This is a genomic window from Tardiphaga sp. P4_G1 (genome assembly GCF_056401215.1).
This window is the reverse complement of record NZ_JBFUJU010000008.1, coordinates 1-16028: the sequence shown is the minus strand read 5'-3', so window position 1 is coordinate 16028 and position 16028 is coordinate 1. Positions and strand designations below refer to the sequence as shown.

Sequence of the window (16028 nt, the reverse complement as noted above, 5' to 3'; positions counted from 1 at the left end):
GCAGCATGGATGCCATCAACCAGCCGCTGCTCGATGTGCGCGATCTTTCGGTCGCGTTCCACCATGGCGGCAATACATCGGTCGCGGTCGACAGGGTGTCGTTCGAGATCAAACGGGGCGAGTGCGTGGCGCTTGTGGGCGAGTCCGGCTCGGGCAAATCCGTCAGCGCCATGTCGATCCTGCGACTGTTGCCCTATCCGACGGCATCACATCCGTCCGGCCATATCCGTTTCAAGGGCCACGAGCTCCTGAGCATGTCGGAGCGTGAGATCCGCGGCATCCGGGGCAACGATATCTCCATCATCTTCCAGGAGCCGATGACCTCGCTGAACCCGCTGCACACGATCGGTACGCAGATCGGCGAGATACTGCAACTCCATAACGGCATCCGCGGCAACAAGGCGCGCGAACGAACGCTGGAATTGCTGACGCAAGTCGGCATTCCCGACCCGGAAACACGCCTCGCTAGCTATCCGCATCAATTGTCGGGTGGTCAGCGCCAGCGCGTGATGATTGCGATGGCGCTCGCCAATGAACCTGATCTCCTGATCGCCGATGAGCCGACCACTGCGCTGGACGTCACGGTGCAGGCGCAGATTCTCGCATTGCTGGCTGACATTCGTCAGCGGCTCGGCATGAGTCTCCTCTTCATCACCCACGATCTCGGCATCGTCCGCCGTATCGCCGATACGGTGTGCGTGATGAACAACGGCAAGATCGTCGAGCAGGGGCCGGTGGAGCAGGTGTTCACGGCGCCGCAGCATCCCTATACCAAGGCACTCCTTGCCGCCGAACCGAAGCCCGACCCCGCGCCGCCGCGGCCGGAAGCGCCGGTGGTGATGTCCACGGACGATCTCAAGGTCTGGTTTCCGATCAAGCGTGGATTGCTGCGCAAGACGGTGGGTCATGTGAAGGCCGTGGACGGTGTCAGCCTGAAGGTACGGCAAGGCGAGACGCTCGGCGTCGTCGGTGAATCCGGCTCCGGCAAGACGACGCTCGGTCTTGCGCTACTGCGCTTAATTTCCTCGCAGGGGCCGATTGTGTTCCTCAGCAAGGATATCCAGGGCCTGCAGTTCAAGGACATGCGGCCGATCCGGCGTGACATGCAGATCGTGTTTCAGGATCCGTTCGGGGCGCTGTCGCCGCGTATGTCAGTCGGCGATATCGTCGCCGAGGGGCTCAGCGTGCATCAGCCTTCCCTCTCGTCGGAGGATCGTGAGACGCGTGTTGTCAAGGCGCTGCAGGATGTCGGGCTCGATCCCAAGACGCGGTTCCGCTATCCGCATGAGTTCTCCGGCGGCCAGCGCCAACGCATCAGCATCGCGCGCGCAGCCGTGCTTGAGCCGAGCTTCGTTGTGCTGGACGAGCCGACCAGTGCGCTCGACATGCTGTTCCAGGCGCAGATGGTGGACCTCCTGCGCGAGCTGCAGCGCAAGCGCGATCTCACTTATCTGTTCATCTCGCATGACCTGCGCGTGGTCGCGTCACTGGCCAGCCATCTCATCGTGATGCGCCATGGCAAGGTGGTCGAGGAAGGGCCGGCGGCCGAGCTGTTCAAGAATCCGAAGACCGACTACACCCGCGCGCTGTTTGCCGCAGCGTTCAGGATCGAAACGGCACCGGGCGGGGATGCTGCGCAGTAGGACACGATGACGAAAGACAACGATCACCGTCCCACCATTACGGACCGTGCTGCCGATGTCGCTGTCTCGGCCCCGACGGTGGTCGGACGCGGCTTCATGACCTACGAACGGTACGATATCGCGATCATTCGCGCGGACGATGAGACGTTGCGGCAGCAGCGCGACGTGCTGCGTGCGAGCAAGGTGGCAGCAGTAATTCCCATCGATCTGGAGCGCGGCAAGATCGTACTGATCCACCAGTTCCGTTTGCCGGCGCATCTAGCCACGGGGCGTGGCGAGATGGTCGAGATCGTCGCCGGGCGGATCGATGGCGATGAAACGCCGCTCGCTGCCGCTGCGCGAGAATGCGCGGAAGAGATCGGCGTAACGCCGCAGCGTTTGTTTGAACTCTATAGCGTGCTGCCGACGCCAGGCTGTACCGACGAATATATCACGTTCTTTCTCGGCTTCGTCGACAGCAGCAAGGTGCCTGTTCGGGGCGGCCTCGTCGGAGAGACGGAGGATACCCGGCCTTTCGTGGTCTCCATCGACGAGGCGATCGCGGCGCTGGATAGCGGCGCAGTTTACAACGGCTTGATGGTTAGCGCCCTGCAATGGCTGGCGCTGCATCGTGACCGACTGCGGGATTACTACGAGCGCGCGGTGCCTAGCCCAGTCGTCTGATGCTGGTCACGTCGCTGCCTGCCGCCTTGATCCGCGCAATGGCGCCTTTCGTGTCTTCAATGGCCGTCGCCATGTGATGCGCATTGGCATGCACGATGGTGCCGGCATCGCGAACGATGGCGACGTGCCCTCTCCAGAAGATCATATCGCCGCGCTTCAGATGTTGCATCTCGGCGTTTGACAAGGCGCGGCCGAGGCCACTCTCCTGCATGTCGCTGTCGCGGGGGCATCCGGTTCCCGCGGCGATTAGTGCGATTTGCACCAGGCCGGAGCAATCGATACCGAGGCTGCTCTTGCCGCCCCAGAGATAGGGCGTGCCGATGAAGCGCTCGGCCACGGCAACGAAGTCGGTCTCGAACGCATCGATCTCCGCGATATGCTGCTTTGGCACGCAATGTCCGGCGCTCGTCATGGCAAATGCGTCGGTCATCTTGACGATGGCCAGGCTCGCGCCCAGCGGCAGCGTATCTGTCGGCGGCAGCTTGATCGAGGGCCCAGGAAAAAGGAACGTCCGGAGCGCGGTCACTTTGTGTGTTGGCGTCGGCCCGGGTGGATAGAGTGCGAGATCCGAGAGCCAGCCGACATAGCCGTCGCCATTGAGTTGGCCCCAGGCCCAGCCTTCGTCGTTGCGGTCGTAGATGGTGAAGCGCTCGCCCTTCAAGGCCTGCGTATTCATTTCTGCGCCGGAGAATGGTTGGAGCCGCATGGAGGCGACGCCATCGGCAACCTCGAATTCTTCGCCGTCGACGAAGCGCGCGGCCTCGACTTGACCTTCAAGATATCGCGCGGCCACGTCTGGTCGCGCGGGTGTGAGCCTGGGATCTCGTTTATCCATAGCGTTGGCTCAAGAGCTGATAGATTGCGCGTGCGGCCTGGCACTCGCCCCCTTCGGGGCGCGCCGGTTTCGCCGACGGCGTCCAGCCATAGATATCCACGTGAAGCCAGCTCTTCGCGGCTTCGACGAAACGCTGCAGAAACAGCGCGCAGGTGATCGAGCCCGCAAAACCGCCGGAGGGCGCGTTGTTGATATTGGCGACCTTGGAGTCGAGCCAGGCATCGTAGGGAGCCCAGAGCGGCAGTCGCCAGAGCGGATCGTTCTGCTCCTTCGCACAGCGCGCGATGTCCAGTGCCAGCGTCTCGTCATTGGTGTAGTAGGGCGGTAGATCGGGTCCGAGCGCTACGCGTGCAGCGCCGGTCAGCGTGCCCAGATCGACCAGCAGGTCCGGCTTCTCCTCGTCGGCATAGGCCAGTGCATCGGCCAGCACCAACCGCCCCTCGGCATCGGTGTTGCCGATTTCGACCGTCGGCCCCTTGCGCGACTTGAAGATATCAAGCGGACGAAAGGCATTGCCGGCCACGGCGTTCTCGACAGCAGGGATCAGCACGCGCAACCGCACTTTCAGCTTGGCGTCCATTACCATCAGCGCCAGCGCGAGAACATTGGCCGCACCGCCCATATCCTTCTTCATGATCAGCATGCCGCTCGATGGCTTGAGATCGAGGCCGCCGGTGTCGAAGCAGACACCCTTGCCGACCAGTGTCACTTTAGGATGCGACGGATCACCCCAGGAGAAATCGATCAGTCGTGGCACGCGCGTCGAGGCCATGCCTACGGCGTGGATCAGCGGAAAATTCTGTTGCACGAGGTCGTCGCCCACGATGCAGTTGAACTCTGCGCCAAAACGCGTGGCGAGATCCCTGGCGGCCGCGGCGAGTTCTTCCGGTCCCATATCGTTCGACGGCGTATTGATGAGATCGCGCGCCAGTGCTGCAGCCTCGGCCATGCGGCTGATATCGGCGACATCGATACCATCCGGCGGCACCAGCTTCGCCTTGGGCTCATCATTCTTGCGATAGCGGCCGAAACGATAGCTGCCGAGCGCAAAAGCCAGTACGGCGAGGCGGGTGTCGTGGGGGGCGTTGGCGAAACGGTAGGTGCCGGGCGGCAGCAGGCCAGGCAACTGTCCGGGGCGGAACAGGTCACGGAAGGTCGCGCTGTCGTCTTCCAGTCCGAAGATCACCTGGGCAATGGCGCCGTCCTCTGCTGGCAGCGCCAGCCACGCGCCGGGCTTCGCCGCAAAACCGTTGGCCGCGGCGAAAGCTCTCGCCCGCGCGGGGAGTGCCGCGCTGATTTCGGGCCAGGTCGTCTTGGTCGCGAAGGTGATCGGTATGGCGGATGCGGCGGCAGCGGTCTCGAAGGCGGAATGCATATGCGGAATCTCGCGAAAGGGAGCGGCAATGACACCCGAAGCGCAAAGGGCGTCAAGCGACGGTATGGGAGGATATGGCGCGGTCTGCACCGATTAACCAGCCATTAGGGTTAACACTCTATTGCTGAAGGCGTCCGGCCCGCCCGTTCGCGCCATTGTTGAGTCAACCTGTCATGCGTCAGCCCCCTTGTCTTGCCCGGCTTTTGACGACCGCGGCGGTGACCGCGATCCTGGCCGCAGGCCTTGCCGGCTGCAAGACGGCGGGCATGTCCGATATCACCGGTTCCCTTGGCGCTCGGGCGGAAGCACCAAGCGATACCGATCCCGCGCGTGCTGCCGAAGTCTATGGCGAACGCTATCGCGCCAATCCCAAGGATGCTGACGCTGCCCTGCGTTACGGCCAGGCGCTCCGGGCCAACGGCCAGCGGGCCCAGGCCGTTTCGGTGTTCGAACAGGCGACGCTGACGAATCCCGGCAACAGGCCGCTGCTGGCAGGCTACGGCCGCGCGCTGGCCGACGCCGGCAGCTTCCAGCGCGCCTTCGATGTGCTGACCACCGCACATAGCCCAGCCAATCCGGACTGGCGTATCCTGTCGGCACAGGGCGCCGTCCTTGACCAGATGGGGAGGCATGACGAAGCCCGCCGTTACTACGACAGCGCGCTGAAGATCAGGCCGGAGGAGTCGTCCGTGCTCTCCAATCTCGGTCTGTCCTACATGCTCTCGAAGGATCTGCCGCAGGCCGAGGCGACGCTGCGCCGCGCGCAGGGCCGCGGCAATGTCGATCCGCGCGTTCGCCAGAATCTCGGTCTCGTGGTTGGCCTGCAGGGCCGGTTCGGTGAAGCGGAATCTATCGTGAGGGCTGACCTGCCCCCAGACGAAGCAGCGGCGAATGTCGCCTATCTCAAGCAGATGCTGAGCAGTAAAGGTCAGCCCCGCCTGGGCGCCCGGGACGACGACGCGCCGCGTCGGTCGTAATTTCTCGCAGGTCAAATTTCGCAATGGCGTTGAGCAAGGCCAAGCTCACCGGCCTCACTGCATCGCTGCGACCTTGATGCCCGTTGGGCCGAGAATGACGACGAACAGAACCGGCAGGAAGAACAGGATCATCGGCACCGTCAGCTTCGGCGGCAGCGCGGCGGCCTTCTTCTCGGCTTCGTTCATGCGCATGTCGCGGTTTTCCTGCGCCATCACGCGAAGGCTCTGACCGAGCGGAGTGCCGTAGCGTTCCGACTGCATTAGCGCCAGACAGACTGATTTGACGCCCTCCAATCCGGTACGCTTTGCGAGGTTCTCATATGCAACCTTGCGATCCTGCAGATAGGACAGTTCGGCCGTGGTCAGTGTGAATTCCTCGGCCAGCGCCACCGACTGCGTTCCGATCTCGATGGACACGCGGCGAAACGCGACTTCGATGGACATGCCGGATTCGATGCAGATCAGCAGCAGATCGAGAGCGTCCGGAAACGCGCGGCGGATCGAAAGCTGGCGTTTGGTGATTGCATTCTTGAGAAAGATCATCGGCGCCTGCAGGCCAAGATAGGCGGCACCGAGGCACATGCCGATCTTGATGGGCATCGACTGTTCCATGCGCGAGATGACGAACACATAGAGGATCGCGAAGACGAGGAACACGATCGGCGTGACGGCGCGGAAGAACAGGAAGGTGATATAGGGCGCTTGGCCGCGATAGCCGGCCATGACCAGCTTGTCGAGCGCGGCTTCCTGCGCCAGCCATTTGCTGAGGTTGAACTCGGTCACGACCTTGGAGACCAACTGCTTCGGCGTCTGGCGCAGCGACACTCTCTCGCCTTTCGCCATGCGGTCCCGCTCGCGCTGCCGCAGCCGCTCCCGTTCGCTGGCGACCGCTTTCATTCGCTTGGCGAGGCCATCGCCGGCGAATAGCGGCGTCAGCAGGCTGTAGGCCGTTGCCGCAACCGCGATCGCGGCCAGCAGCATCGTCATGAAACGGATGTCGTGAAGCTTTGCTATCAGGAGATCGAGCATGCTGGCACCATCAGAAGTCGAAGTTGATCATGCGCTTCATGACGTAGATGCCGCAGGACATCCAGACCACGCAGGCCGCCAGCATCAGGCGGCCTGTCGGATGGGTCCACAGCAGCGAAATATATTCAGGCGTGCTGAGATAGACGAGCAACATCACGATCGGCGGCAGCGAGCCGATGATGCCGGCGGACGCCTTGGCTTCCATCGACATGGCCTGGATTTTCTCGGCCATCTTCTTGCGGTCGCGCAGCACCTTGGAGAGATTGCCAAGAGCTTCCGAGAGGTTGCCACCCGACTTCTGCTGAATCGCGATGACGATGCCGAAGAAGTTGGCCTCCGGAAGCGGCATGCGCTCATAGAGCCGCGCACAAGCATCGCCGAGCGGCATACCTATGGTCTGAGTTTCGATGATGGCAAGAAATTCGCTGCGCAGGGGTTCGGACGCGTCGGCGGCGACAACCTTGATCGAATCGAACAGCGGCAGGCCGGCTTTGATACCGCGAACGATGACGTCGACGGCATCCGGCAGCGCCTTGAGGAATGCGGCTTCGCGCCGCTTCTTGAGAAAGCTGAGAATCCAGCGCGGCAGGCCGAAGCCGGCGGCGAATCCGAGACCGGCGGCCGCGAGCAGACCGCCGCCAAACATCATGGTCATTAGGAAGCTTCCGCCTCCCAGAATGCCGGAGATCACCATGAATTTCTGGTCGCTCCAGTCGAGGCCGGCCTGCGCGATCCGGATTCCGAGCGGGATCTTCTTTTCCTTCTGGAGACGTGCTTCGACTTCCTTGAGAGATCCTTCGACCTGCTCGCGCCGGGACCGCTGGTTTCTGTCGACCTGGCGCGCCACGGGCTCCGTCCGCGCGACCGATGCACGGCGGGTTTCGGCCTTCTTCTCGCCGGACAACAGCGGATAGAGAAAAACCCAGGCCAGACCGCCGACAGCGATGCTGGCCATGAATGCCAATGCGAGCGCCTGCATGTTCATCATTCGCTCCTCAGTTCGGCGCTATGACTTCGGCAGCATCGAGCGCCGCCGCGAGCCGCTTCTCCTCGCCGTAATAGCGGGCACGATCCCAGAACCGCGGGCGGCCAATGCCGGTCGAGCGGTGCCGTCCGATGATGTTGCCGTTGGCGTCTTCACCGACCATGTCGTAGACGAACAGGTCCTGCGTAATGATGGTGTCGCCTTCCATGCCCATCACCTCGGTGATGTGCGTGATGCGGCGCGAGCCGTCGCGCAGACGGGCGGCCTGTACGATGACGTCGATCGACGCGCAGATCATTTCGCGAATGGTGCGCGAGGGCAGCGAGAAGCCACCCATGGTGATCATGGATTCGCAGCGCGACAGCGCTTCACGCGGATTGTTGGCGTGGAGGGTGCCCATCGAGCCGTCATGGCCGGTATTCATCGCCTGCAACAGGTCGAATGCCTCGGGTCCGCGGACTTCGCCGACGATGATCCGCTCCGGACGCATACGCAGACAGTTACGCACCAGTTCGCGCATCGTGACCTGGCCTTCGCCCTCGATGTTCGGCGGCCGGGTTTCGAGCCGCACCACGTGGGGCTGCTGCAGCTGAAGTTCAGCGGCGTCTTCGCAGGTGATGATGCGCTCGTCGTCGTCGATATAGTTGGTGAGACAGTTCAGCAGCGTGGTCTTGCCCGAACCGGTACCGCCGGAGATCAGCACGTTGGCGCGGCAGCGGCCGATGATCTGAAGGATCTGGGCGCCGTCCGGCGAGATCGCGCCGAATTTGACCAGCTGCTCGAGCGTCAGCTTGTCCTTCTTGAACTTACGAATCGTCAGCGCAGGACCATCGATGGCCAGCGGCGGCACGATGGCGTTGACGCGCGAGCCGTCGGCAAGACGAGCGTCGCAGATCGGTGAGGATTCATCGACGCGGCGGCCGACCTGGCTGACGATGCGCTGGCAGATATTCAGCAACTGCTGATTGTCGCGGAAGCGGATGCCGGTCTTCTGGATCTTGCCGGCGACTTCGATGAACACCGTGCCGGCACCATTGACCATGATGTCGGCGATGTCGTCGCGCGCCAGAAGCGGCTCGAGCGGCCCGTAACCGAGCACGTCGTTGCAGATGTCGTCGAGCAGTTCTTCCTGCTCGGCAATGGACATCACGATGTTCTTGATCGCGATGATCTCGTTGACGATGTCGCGGATTTCCTCGCGCGCGGATTCGCCGTCGAGCTTGGCGAGCTGCGCGAGGTCGATCGCCTCGATCAGGGCGCCGAAAATCGTCGCTTTGACCTGATAGTAATTTTCGGAGCGGCGCTCTGCGATGACGGGGGCAGGTGCGGCGCGAGCGGGTGACAGCGGCGGCGATGACACAGCCGGTGGCGCAGACGCAGCCATCGCGCCGGGAGAGGGCTCCGGCGCGCTGGCGGGCTTGACGGCCCGGACATCGGTATCTGTTCCGCTACGCTTACCAAACACGACAACACTCCATGCGGCGGATTATTTCGACCGCAACTTCTCCAGGAACGGACCCAGGAAGGATCCTCGTGGCTTCTTGGCCTCGCCGCGGCCCGTCAGCCGCTGCGCAATTTGCAGAAAGAGTTCTGTGGTGCGATGGCTGGCCGCAATCTCGGCAATCATCTGACCATTATTGGCGGCCGAGCCGAACATCTGCGGATCGAACGGGATCGTGACGATCGGCGGTGTCTCGATGGCCTTGGCGAATTCGCTGGCGCTGATTTCGGGCCGCTTTGGAACGCCGACCTGATTGAGGCAGTACAGCGGTGCGCGATCATTGGGGCGTGAGGCCTTGATCAGATCGTACATGTTCTTGGTATTGCGCAGGTTGGCGAGATCCGGTGCTGCAACGATCAGGATGTCGTCCGCGCCGATCAGGGCCCGCTTGGTCCAGCCCGACCATTGATGCGGCACGTCGAGCACGATGCAGGGCATTGTCGACCGCAGCGTGTCAAAGATCGAGTCGAAGGCCTCGGCGCCAAAATCGTAGACGCGGTCCAGCGTGGCGGGGGCAGCCAGCAGACTGAGATGGTCGGTGCACTTCGACAGGAGACGATCGATGAAGGCGGTGTCGACACGATCCGGCGAAAACACTGCGTCGGCGATGCCTTGCGGCGGGTCCTGGTTGTAGTCCAGCCCGGCGGTTCCAAAGGCAAGATCGAGGTCGGCGACAACGGAGTCCAGTGCCAGATCGCGCGCGATCGCCCAGGCGACGTTGTGAGCGATGGTGGACGCGCCGACGCCGCCCTTGGCGCCGACTACGGCAATGATACGGCCGACCGCCTTGGCTTCCGGCGCCGAGAACAGTCCGCAGATCGAACGAACGACGTCGATAGTCGCAACAGGCGCGATCACGTAGTCGCTGACACCGCGACGAACGAGCTCGCGGTAGAGCGTGACATCGTTGACCTTGCCGATCACCACCACGCGGGTGCCGGAATCGCAAACCGTCGCCAGTTGATCCAGGCCAGCGAGAATGTCGCCGCGCGGTTCGGTCTCGAGAACAATGACGTTCGGCGTCGGTGCCGACCGATAGGCCTCGATGGCCGCAGGCATGCCGCCCATCTGGATCTTGATGTGAGCCTTGCCCAGGCGCCTGTCCTCGGCGGCGGCCTGCACAGCGGTAGCGGTTTCCACCGTCTCGCAGAACGCCTGCACCGACACCCGCGGTGCCGGCGCAATATGCTCCTCTGCCGCGGGTGTTGCGGCGGAGGGCTGCTCGTCTGCGGTTTTCTGCGCGTAGCTAATCATTGGCCCACATTGCTGATTTTGGTCTTGTCTTCGGGATAGGTCGTCGCGGTGCTCTCACCCTTGCGATACTTGTCCAACACGAACGTACGTCGGCCGGCATAGACAGGGGTTTCGGCGCGCGGCTGAACCAGATCCGAAGGATTGGCGACCATGGCGGCGAGATTGCGTTGTTGTGCACAGCCGAGATTGTAATACGGCTTGTTCGCGAGATAGCCCTTGTTCTTGATCGACGACGCAAGGTCGTCGGGCCAGGTGCCGCACGGACCAGCCGAAGCCGCGATCAGCGGGTAGCTGACGCGGATGGTCGGCAACATACGCGGATCACTCGGCTGATAGCTGCGCATCAGGACGCCGTTCTGCGGTACGCCGATCGCCATCAGGAGTGAATGAACCTCACGATAAGACTCTTTGGCGGCGCGTGCATTCGGTGTATTGACCGGCACCTCCGCAGTGATGACGCCGGTGCCTTCGCGCAACCAGTCCTGACCAAGCGATACGACATCCGCGCGCTGTGTGGCCGACAGGCCGCCGCGCTGGCTGCCGACGAAGACCTCGGTGGTCTTGGCCCTTTCTTCGACAACGATGGGATGCCGCAGCCGGTAATCGTCCGGTATGCTCGACGTGGTGTCCTGCGCAACGGTCTTGCAGCCGCCGAGCGCAAGCGCCAGGAACAGCAGCGCGCCAGTGGCGGTCCGTGTGCGCGAAGAGTGTATCGCTGTGTGATTGTTCATGGTCATCGGATACTTGCCCCGTCTCAATCCGTGATGAAGCCGAAAACGCCGCGATAGCTGCGCGTCGGTTGGGTCGGCTCGGTGCGGTGCGGTGCGCCATAGATGCGGTTGACGTTGCCGAGCAGATCGGCCTGCGGATCGGATGCATCCACGAAGCCGTCATCCGGACGCGAGAGATCCTTCTGCGCGACGGCGCGGACCACATAGGGCGTGACCAGGACCATCAGCTCGGTGTTGTTGTTGACGTAATCCCGGCTGCGGAACAGCGTGCCCAGCACAGGCAATTGCGACATGCCCGGCAGGCCGCTGATGGCCGCTTTGGTCTGCTGCTTGATAAGGCCGGCCATCACCATCGAACCGCCGGACGGAATCTCGAGCGTCGTGTCCGCACGGTTGACCTTGATCGCCGGGATCGACGTTCCGCTGATCGTGACGGAATTTTCCTGCGATAGCTCGGAGACTTCGGTGCCGACACGCAGACTGATACGACCTTCGCTCAGAACCACAGGCGTGAAGCCCAGCGAAATGCCGAATTTCTTGAAGGTGATCTGCGTCGTACAGATCCGCGTCGTGGGATCGCAGGTATTGCCGCCGGGGACCGGGAATTCACCGCCCGCAAGGAAATTGGCGGTCTCGCCGGAGATCGCGGTCAGCGTGGGCTCGGCGAGCGTTCGGATGACGCCGGCGTTTTCCATCGCCTTCAGCGTCGCCGTGACGGATGGCGTCGATCCGAAGGATGCTTTGAGTGCATTATCGCCGACCAGGCTGCTGCCGCGCGCCGTGAACGGGTTGCTATTGTTGAAGTTGACGACGGACGTGCCGTAGCTCATCGATGCCGACAGATCGACGCCGAGCTGCTTGACGATGTTGCGCTGGACTTCCGCGACGGTGACCTTGAGCATGACCTGATCACGCCCGCGCACCGAGATGCTGTTCACGACCTTGTCCATGCCGCCGACGAGGCGCGCCGCGAGGTCCGCGGCCTGCTGCGCTTCGACCTGGCTCGATGCCGTACCCGACAGCATCACGCCATCGCCGAGACCTTCGATGCGAATATCCGTATTGGGCATGGTCTGCTTGAGCGCGGCCCGAATACCGTTCAGGTCGCGCGTGACGGCGATATCATAGGCGGCGATCTGCTGGCCGTTGACGTCGAAGAATACGATGTTGGTCTGGCCTACGGTCGCGCCGATGATGTAGGCGCGCTGTGCCGAACGCACGACGGCGTTGGCGATCTTGGGGTCGGCGACCAGCACATCCTTGATGTCGCGCGGCAGGTCGATGACGATCGACTTGCCGATGCCGAGCGGCAGGAATTTCGCGTTCAAGGCGCCGGCGCTGCCGGCTTGCATGGACGCGGAGTCGGCCGCGAAAACTGGCGCCAATACCGGATTGATCGTGAGCACCGTGATGGCGGTGAGCGACAGCGCGCGGGCTGCAAGAGCCCGCATCGATCCGCCTGTTGTGATGCGCTTCATCGCCTGCGTCCTCTCGATCACTTCGTCACGGTCGCGGTCGACGGGATGCCGTAACGCACGATGTTAATGCTGTCGCGCTTGCCGCCATTGGGATCTTCAACCGGCGCAGGCGCGTTGGCGTCGACCAGAGCCCGCAACGCCAGCGAGATCGTGCCGCTCTGCCGCGCGCGGGCGAGCAACTCGGCCTGTTCGGGCTTCAATTCGAGCGTTGCGGTCTTGCCGACGACTGAATTCTGCCCGTCCTTTTCCTTGGGCGCCTGATCGATGGCGAGAACGCGGATATTGTTCAGGATGATCTCGGAGCTTATGACCTCCATGCCGCCGCGATCACCGCCGCGTTCGCGCTTCGACAGGATCACATCGACGCGGTCGTTCGGCAGAATGAAGCCGCCGGCGCCGGTTTCCGGCGAAATTTCGGTGGAAACGGCACGCATGCCGGTCGGCAGAACGGCGGCCATGAAGCCAGCGCCATTGGCGCGCACCAGTTTCGGCTCACGGATCGGTTCGCCGGCAATGAAGGCCGAACGCGCGATGGAGCCGGCGATTTGCGTCGCCGCGTCCGGGCGGCTGTTACGGCTGATGACGTTAGTGCTCGCCGCTGATGCGGGCCAGGACTGCCACTGGACATCATCGGGACCGAGCGCCTGACCGAGCGCGATATCGGCCTTGGCAACGAGAACGTCAGTTGTCGGGGCTTCGGCGACCTGAGGAGGCGGCGGTGCGTCCGATGTGCTCGCAAGATATAGCGCCACACTGCCAGCGCCGAGTGCAATGGCGAGGACCACAATGCGTGCGGTATTCATACGCTTCACTTTCCACATTACGCCGCGACGCTGCCGCCGCTGTAACGGGAGTTGACCAGTTATTCGTCAAAGCATGGTTAATGAGCGGTATCTAAATCGCGTTAATAGAAAGTTCCGATTTTAGTGAAGCGCGAAACGCGCCAGGTTGATCGTCTTCACCCATCCGGTGTCGGGGTAAACGAGCAGCGCGCCGAGGGCGAGGGCAATACCGTAAGGGATGCCGGTTTCCTTGTGATGCAGACGCATCAGCCAGGCCTGGCCGCCGAGCGCATAGGGCAGCGGCCACTGCCGGAACTGGAGCAGCAGCAACGTGAGCGCGCCGCCGAACAGCGAGGCGTAAACGAGGTAGTTCAGGAGATGGTCGAAGCCGAACCACAGCCCTGCAGCTGCGGCGAGCTTGGCATCGCCGCCACCGATCCAGCCGAACGCGAAACAGGTGAAAGCGACCACCAGCACCAATGCCCCTGCGCCGAGATGCGACAGCGCATCCTGAATACCCATTCCGCCGAAGATCGCCAATACGGCGAAGCCCGCCACCAGCAGCAGCGAGATGCGGTTCGAAATGGTCATCGTGAAAAGGTCGCTGATCGCCGCATAGGCCATCAGGCCCGGGAACAGCAGAAGGCGCATCAAATCGAGAATCATGGCTTCAAAGGCCCGTAGCGGTGACGACGGAAAACCTAGCCAGCAGAAATGAACAATCGGACAACAAGAAAGAACTTACCAAACGCTGGCGATCCGAATCGCGACGGCGGCCAGCGCGAGGATCAATGCGGCGCAGACCAGGCCGGCGGGGTCGCGGAGCGAGATCTGAAGTCCCTGCGGGACGGAGCGGGGAATGTCGGGGTGTCTCATACGCATTACACTTTTGACGACGGCGGCTCAGCAGCATTCCGAAACAAAAAAGGCTCCGGACACCGGAGCCTTTGATGCACTCGTAACTGTCGCTTACTTGAGCGAGGTGTTGATCGAGGTGAACTTGCCGTTCAGGTTCGAGCCGAGGCCGTTAACGACTGCGATGATGGCCAGCGAGATACCGGCAGCAATCAGGCCGTATTCGATAGCGGTGGCGCCGGACTCATCCTTCATGAAACGCGAAACGAGGTTCTTCATAATACAAAACTCCATATGTGCACGTGGCTGTCGATCGTGATGCCTGGTCTCCCCGGCGTTCTCAGCACCGTGACCATGAGGGAACACTAGGAGTGGGGAATTGCAGTGCGGTTAATTCGATTGATGAAAGTCGGTCGCATTTGTCTCTTCTTTTGCACGGTAAATACCTACTTAAGACGATTTTAGAATGACTTGGGTTTGATGACACCATGCGTGTCCTTTTCGCTTCATTGCTCCTTAAGCATACCGCGGTAACTCTTGGCCTTCGAATACCGCGAGGCCGCGATGACGACACTCCCCTTCGATATCCTGAATATGTTCGGTGAGACCATCATGAAGGTGGTCCCGATCACACTGGCTCTGGCCGTGGTCTTTACGGTGCTGACGCATTTCTGGGCCTGCAATCCCGGCAAGCACTGGTGGCGCAAGACGGAGATCGTTACCGACGTGGTCTACTGGTTCTTCGTGCCGTTGATCACCCGCGTCGTGCGAATCGGACTCCTCGTGGTCGGCGCTGCCGTCGTCTTCAATATTCACGATGCCGATGAACTGATCGCCTTCTACGACAATGGCCACGGGCCGCTGGCGCAGATGCCGCTCTGGGTACAGGCGGTCTTCTTCCTCGTGGTGTCCGACTTCATGCTGTACTGGCTGCACCGGATGTATCACGGCGGCGGCTTCTGGAAATACCACGCGATCCATCACTCGTCGGAAGAGGTGGACTGGATCTCCGCCGCACGTTTTCATCCGGTCAACCTGTTTCTCGGCACCGTCGCGGTCGACGTGCTGCTATTGATGGCGGGTATCTCGCCGAACATCATGCTGTGGGTCGGACCGTTCACGACCTTCCACTCGGCTTTCGTGCACGCCAATCTGAACTGGACCCTCGGGCCGTTCAAATATGTGCTGGCGACGCCGGTGTTTCACCGCTGGCACCACACCTCGCAGGAGCGCGGCGGCAACACCAATTTCGCCGGCACGTTTCCGATCTGGGACATCATGTTCGGGACCTTCCGCATGCCGAAGGGTGAACTGCCGGACAATTACGGTGTCGACGGCGAGCCGTTGCCGACCGAATTCACCGGCCAACTGGCCTATCCGTTCAAGCAGTAGCGCGCTCTATCTTTTCCTTCCCCCAAGCGCGGCGTAGCCGCGCTTGGGGGAAGGATGCCTCTGGCGCCTGTGCGTCATCGCTGATTCAACTGTCAAACAGCCACTGCTCTTCAGGCATACGACATCGCCCCCATTGTTTGCGGCGCGGGGGCGCCGTTGTCGCTTGCATTCCCGCCCCTTGTGAGAGGGCGTGCGGAACGCCGGGTGCCCGTTGCACCCTTGGGCCTGATGCGATGCGGTCTTCCGCAATCTAGAGTGCATCAGGACTTTCGGAGGCGCCGAGCGATTGCCCGACGTTCCGCCTGCGGTGTTTTTTCGGTTGCTTGCACTTTGCCTCGACGAACGCTCCGATCGCGAATTAAAGTCCCAAGGCGATGGGAAGGGAGCCTCAAGCGAATAGGCCGGACACGTTTCGACTTGGTCGTCCGTCACACTGTCCAGAGGTCTTTCCATCCCAAGGTCGGCCGTCTCCTTGCCAGTGGCAGTGCTGGCGCAGATCCGTCCTGCCCGAAGACAGACGTCACCCCC

At 62.2% G+C, this 16028-nt stretch carries 15 protein-coding genes; 4 read left to right on the top strand and 11 right to left on the bottom strand.

Annotation, left to right across the window (positions count from 1 at the left end):
* Positions 1 to 5: 5 nt before the first annotated feature.
* Entirely contained in the window at positions 6 to 1643 is a 1638-nt protein-coding gene (locus tag AC1DUY_RS19460) for an ABC transporter ATP-binding protein (protein ID WP_478116361.1), read from the top strand.
* A gap of 6 nt (positions 1644 to 1649) precedes the next feature.
* The gene (locus tag AC1DUY_RS19455) at positions 1650 to 2306 is read left to right on the top strand and encodes an NUDIX domain-containing protein (protein ID WP_439057438.1); all 657 of its coding nucleotides are present in this window, start codon (positions 1650 to 1652) and stop codon (positions 2304 to 2306) included.
* Here the strand turns inward: AC1DUY_RS19455 and AC1DUY_RS19450 are convergent.
* Together AC1DUY_RS19450 and AC1DUY_RS19445 are read right to left on the bottom strand one after the other, a co-directional pair.
* Positions 2290 to 3141: a C40 family peptidase gene (locus AC1DUY_RS19450; RefSeq protein WP_478116359.1), complete on the bottom strand. Its 852-nt coding sequence runs from the start codon at positions 3139 to 3141 to the stop codon at positions 2290 to 2292. The two genes, AC1DUY_RS19455 and AC1DUY_RS19450, sit on opposite strands and share 17 nt — an antisense overlap.
* On the bottom strand, positions 3134 to 4516 hold the full coding sequence (locus AC1DUY_RS19445) for a leucyl aminopeptidase family protein (RefSeq protein ID WP_439057440.1): 1383 nt from the start codon (positions 4514 to 4516) through the stop codon (positions 3134 to 3136). Before AC1DUY_RS19445 ends, AC1DUY_RS19450 begins: the two co-directional genes overlap by 8 nt.
* A gap of 173 nt (positions 4517 to 4689) precedes the next feature.
* On the opposite strand from AC1DUY_RS19445, the gene AC1DUY_RS19440 reads away from it, so the two are divergent.
* Entirely contained in the window at positions 4690 to 5493 is an 804-nt protein-coding gene (locus AC1DUY_RS19440; RefSeq protein WP_120288694.1) for a tetratricopeptide repeat protein, read from the top strand.
* Between the two features lie 54 nt (positions 5494 to 5547).
* On the opposite strand, the gene AC1DUY_RS19435 is transcribed toward AC1DUY_RS19440, so the two are convergent.
* The 9 genes from AC1DUY_RS19435 to AC1DUY_RS19395 all read right to left on the bottom strand — a co-directional run bounded on the left by AC1DUY_RS19435 (position 5548) and on the right by AC1DUY_RS19395 (position 14387).
* Positions 5548 to 6522, bottom strand: coding sequence for a type II secretion system F family protein (locus AC1DUY_RS19435; RefSeq protein ID WP_175365649.1), 975 nt, complete (start codon positions 6520 to 6522; stop codon positions 5548 to 5550).
* A gap of 10 nt (positions 6523 to 6532) precedes the next feature.
* Positions 6533 to 7507 carry a type II secretion system F family protein gene (locus AC1DUY_RS19430; RefSeq protein ID WP_309947396.1) on the bottom strand — a complete coding sequence of 325 codons (975 nt, stop codon included), beginning with the start codon at positions 7505 to 7507 and terminating at the stop codon, positions 6533 to 6535.
* 10 nt (positions 7508 to 7517) lie between these two features.
* Positions 7518 to 8972 carry a TadA family conjugal transfer-associated ATPase gene (locus AC1DUY_RS19425; protein ID WP_093759229.1) on the bottom strand — a complete coding sequence of 485 codons (1455 nt, stop codon included), beginning with the start codon at positions 8970 to 8972 and terminating at the stop codon, positions 7518 to 7520.
* 21 nt (positions 8973 to 8993) lie between these two features.
* Entirely contained in the window at positions 8994 to 10262 is a 1269-nt protein-coding gene (locus AC1DUY_RS19420) for a CpaE/TadZ family protein (RefSeq protein WP_478116355.1), read from the bottom strand.
* On the bottom strand, positions 10259 to 10993 hold the full coding sequence (locus AC1DUY_RS19415) for a CpaD family pilus assembly protein (protein WP_439080049.1): 735 nt from the start codon (positions 10991 to 10993) through the stop codon (positions 10259 to 10261). Before AC1DUY_RS19415 ends, AC1DUY_RS19420 begins: the two co-directional genes overlap by 4 nt.
* Before the next feature lie 23 nt (positions 10994 to 11016).
* The gene (locus AC1DUY_RS19410) at positions 11017 to 12471 is read right to left on the bottom strand and encodes a type II and III secretion system protein family protein (RefSeq protein WP_441231785.1); all 1455 of its coding nucleotides are present in this window, start codon (positions 12469 to 12471) and stop codon (positions 11017 to 11019) included.
* A gap of 17 nt (positions 12472 to 12488) precedes the next feature.
* The gene (gene cpaB, locus AC1DUY_RS19405; protein ID WP_441231786.1) at positions 12489 to 13274 is read right to left on the bottom strand and encodes a Flp pilus assembly protein CpaB; all 786 of its coding nucleotides are present in this window, start codon (positions 13272 to 13274) and stop codon (positions 12489 to 12491) included.
* A gap of 120 nt (positions 13275 to 13394) precedes the next feature.
* Positions 13395 to 13919 carry an A24 family peptidase gene (locus AC1DUY_RS19400; protein ID WP_478116352.1) on the bottom strand — a complete coding sequence of 175 codons (525 nt, stop codon included), beginning with the start codon at positions 13917 to 13919 and terminating at the stop codon, positions 13395 to 13397.
* 303 nt (positions 13920 to 14222) lie between these two features.
* Positions 14223 to 14387: a Flp family type IVb pilin gene (locus AC1DUY_RS19395; protein WP_092152065.1), complete on the bottom strand. Its 165-nt coding sequence runs from the start codon at positions 14385 to 14387 to the stop codon at positions 14223 to 14225.
* Positions 14388 to 14672: 285 nt separating this feature from the next.
* On the opposite strand from AC1DUY_RS19395, the gene AC1DUY_RS19390 reads away from it, so the two are divergent.
* Positions 14673 to 15500, top strand: coding sequence for a sterol desaturase family protein (locus AC1DUY_RS19390; protein WP_441231788.1), 828 nt, complete (start codon positions 14673 to 14675; stop codon positions 15498 to 15500).
* Positions 15501 to 16028 lie beyond the last annotated feature (528 nt).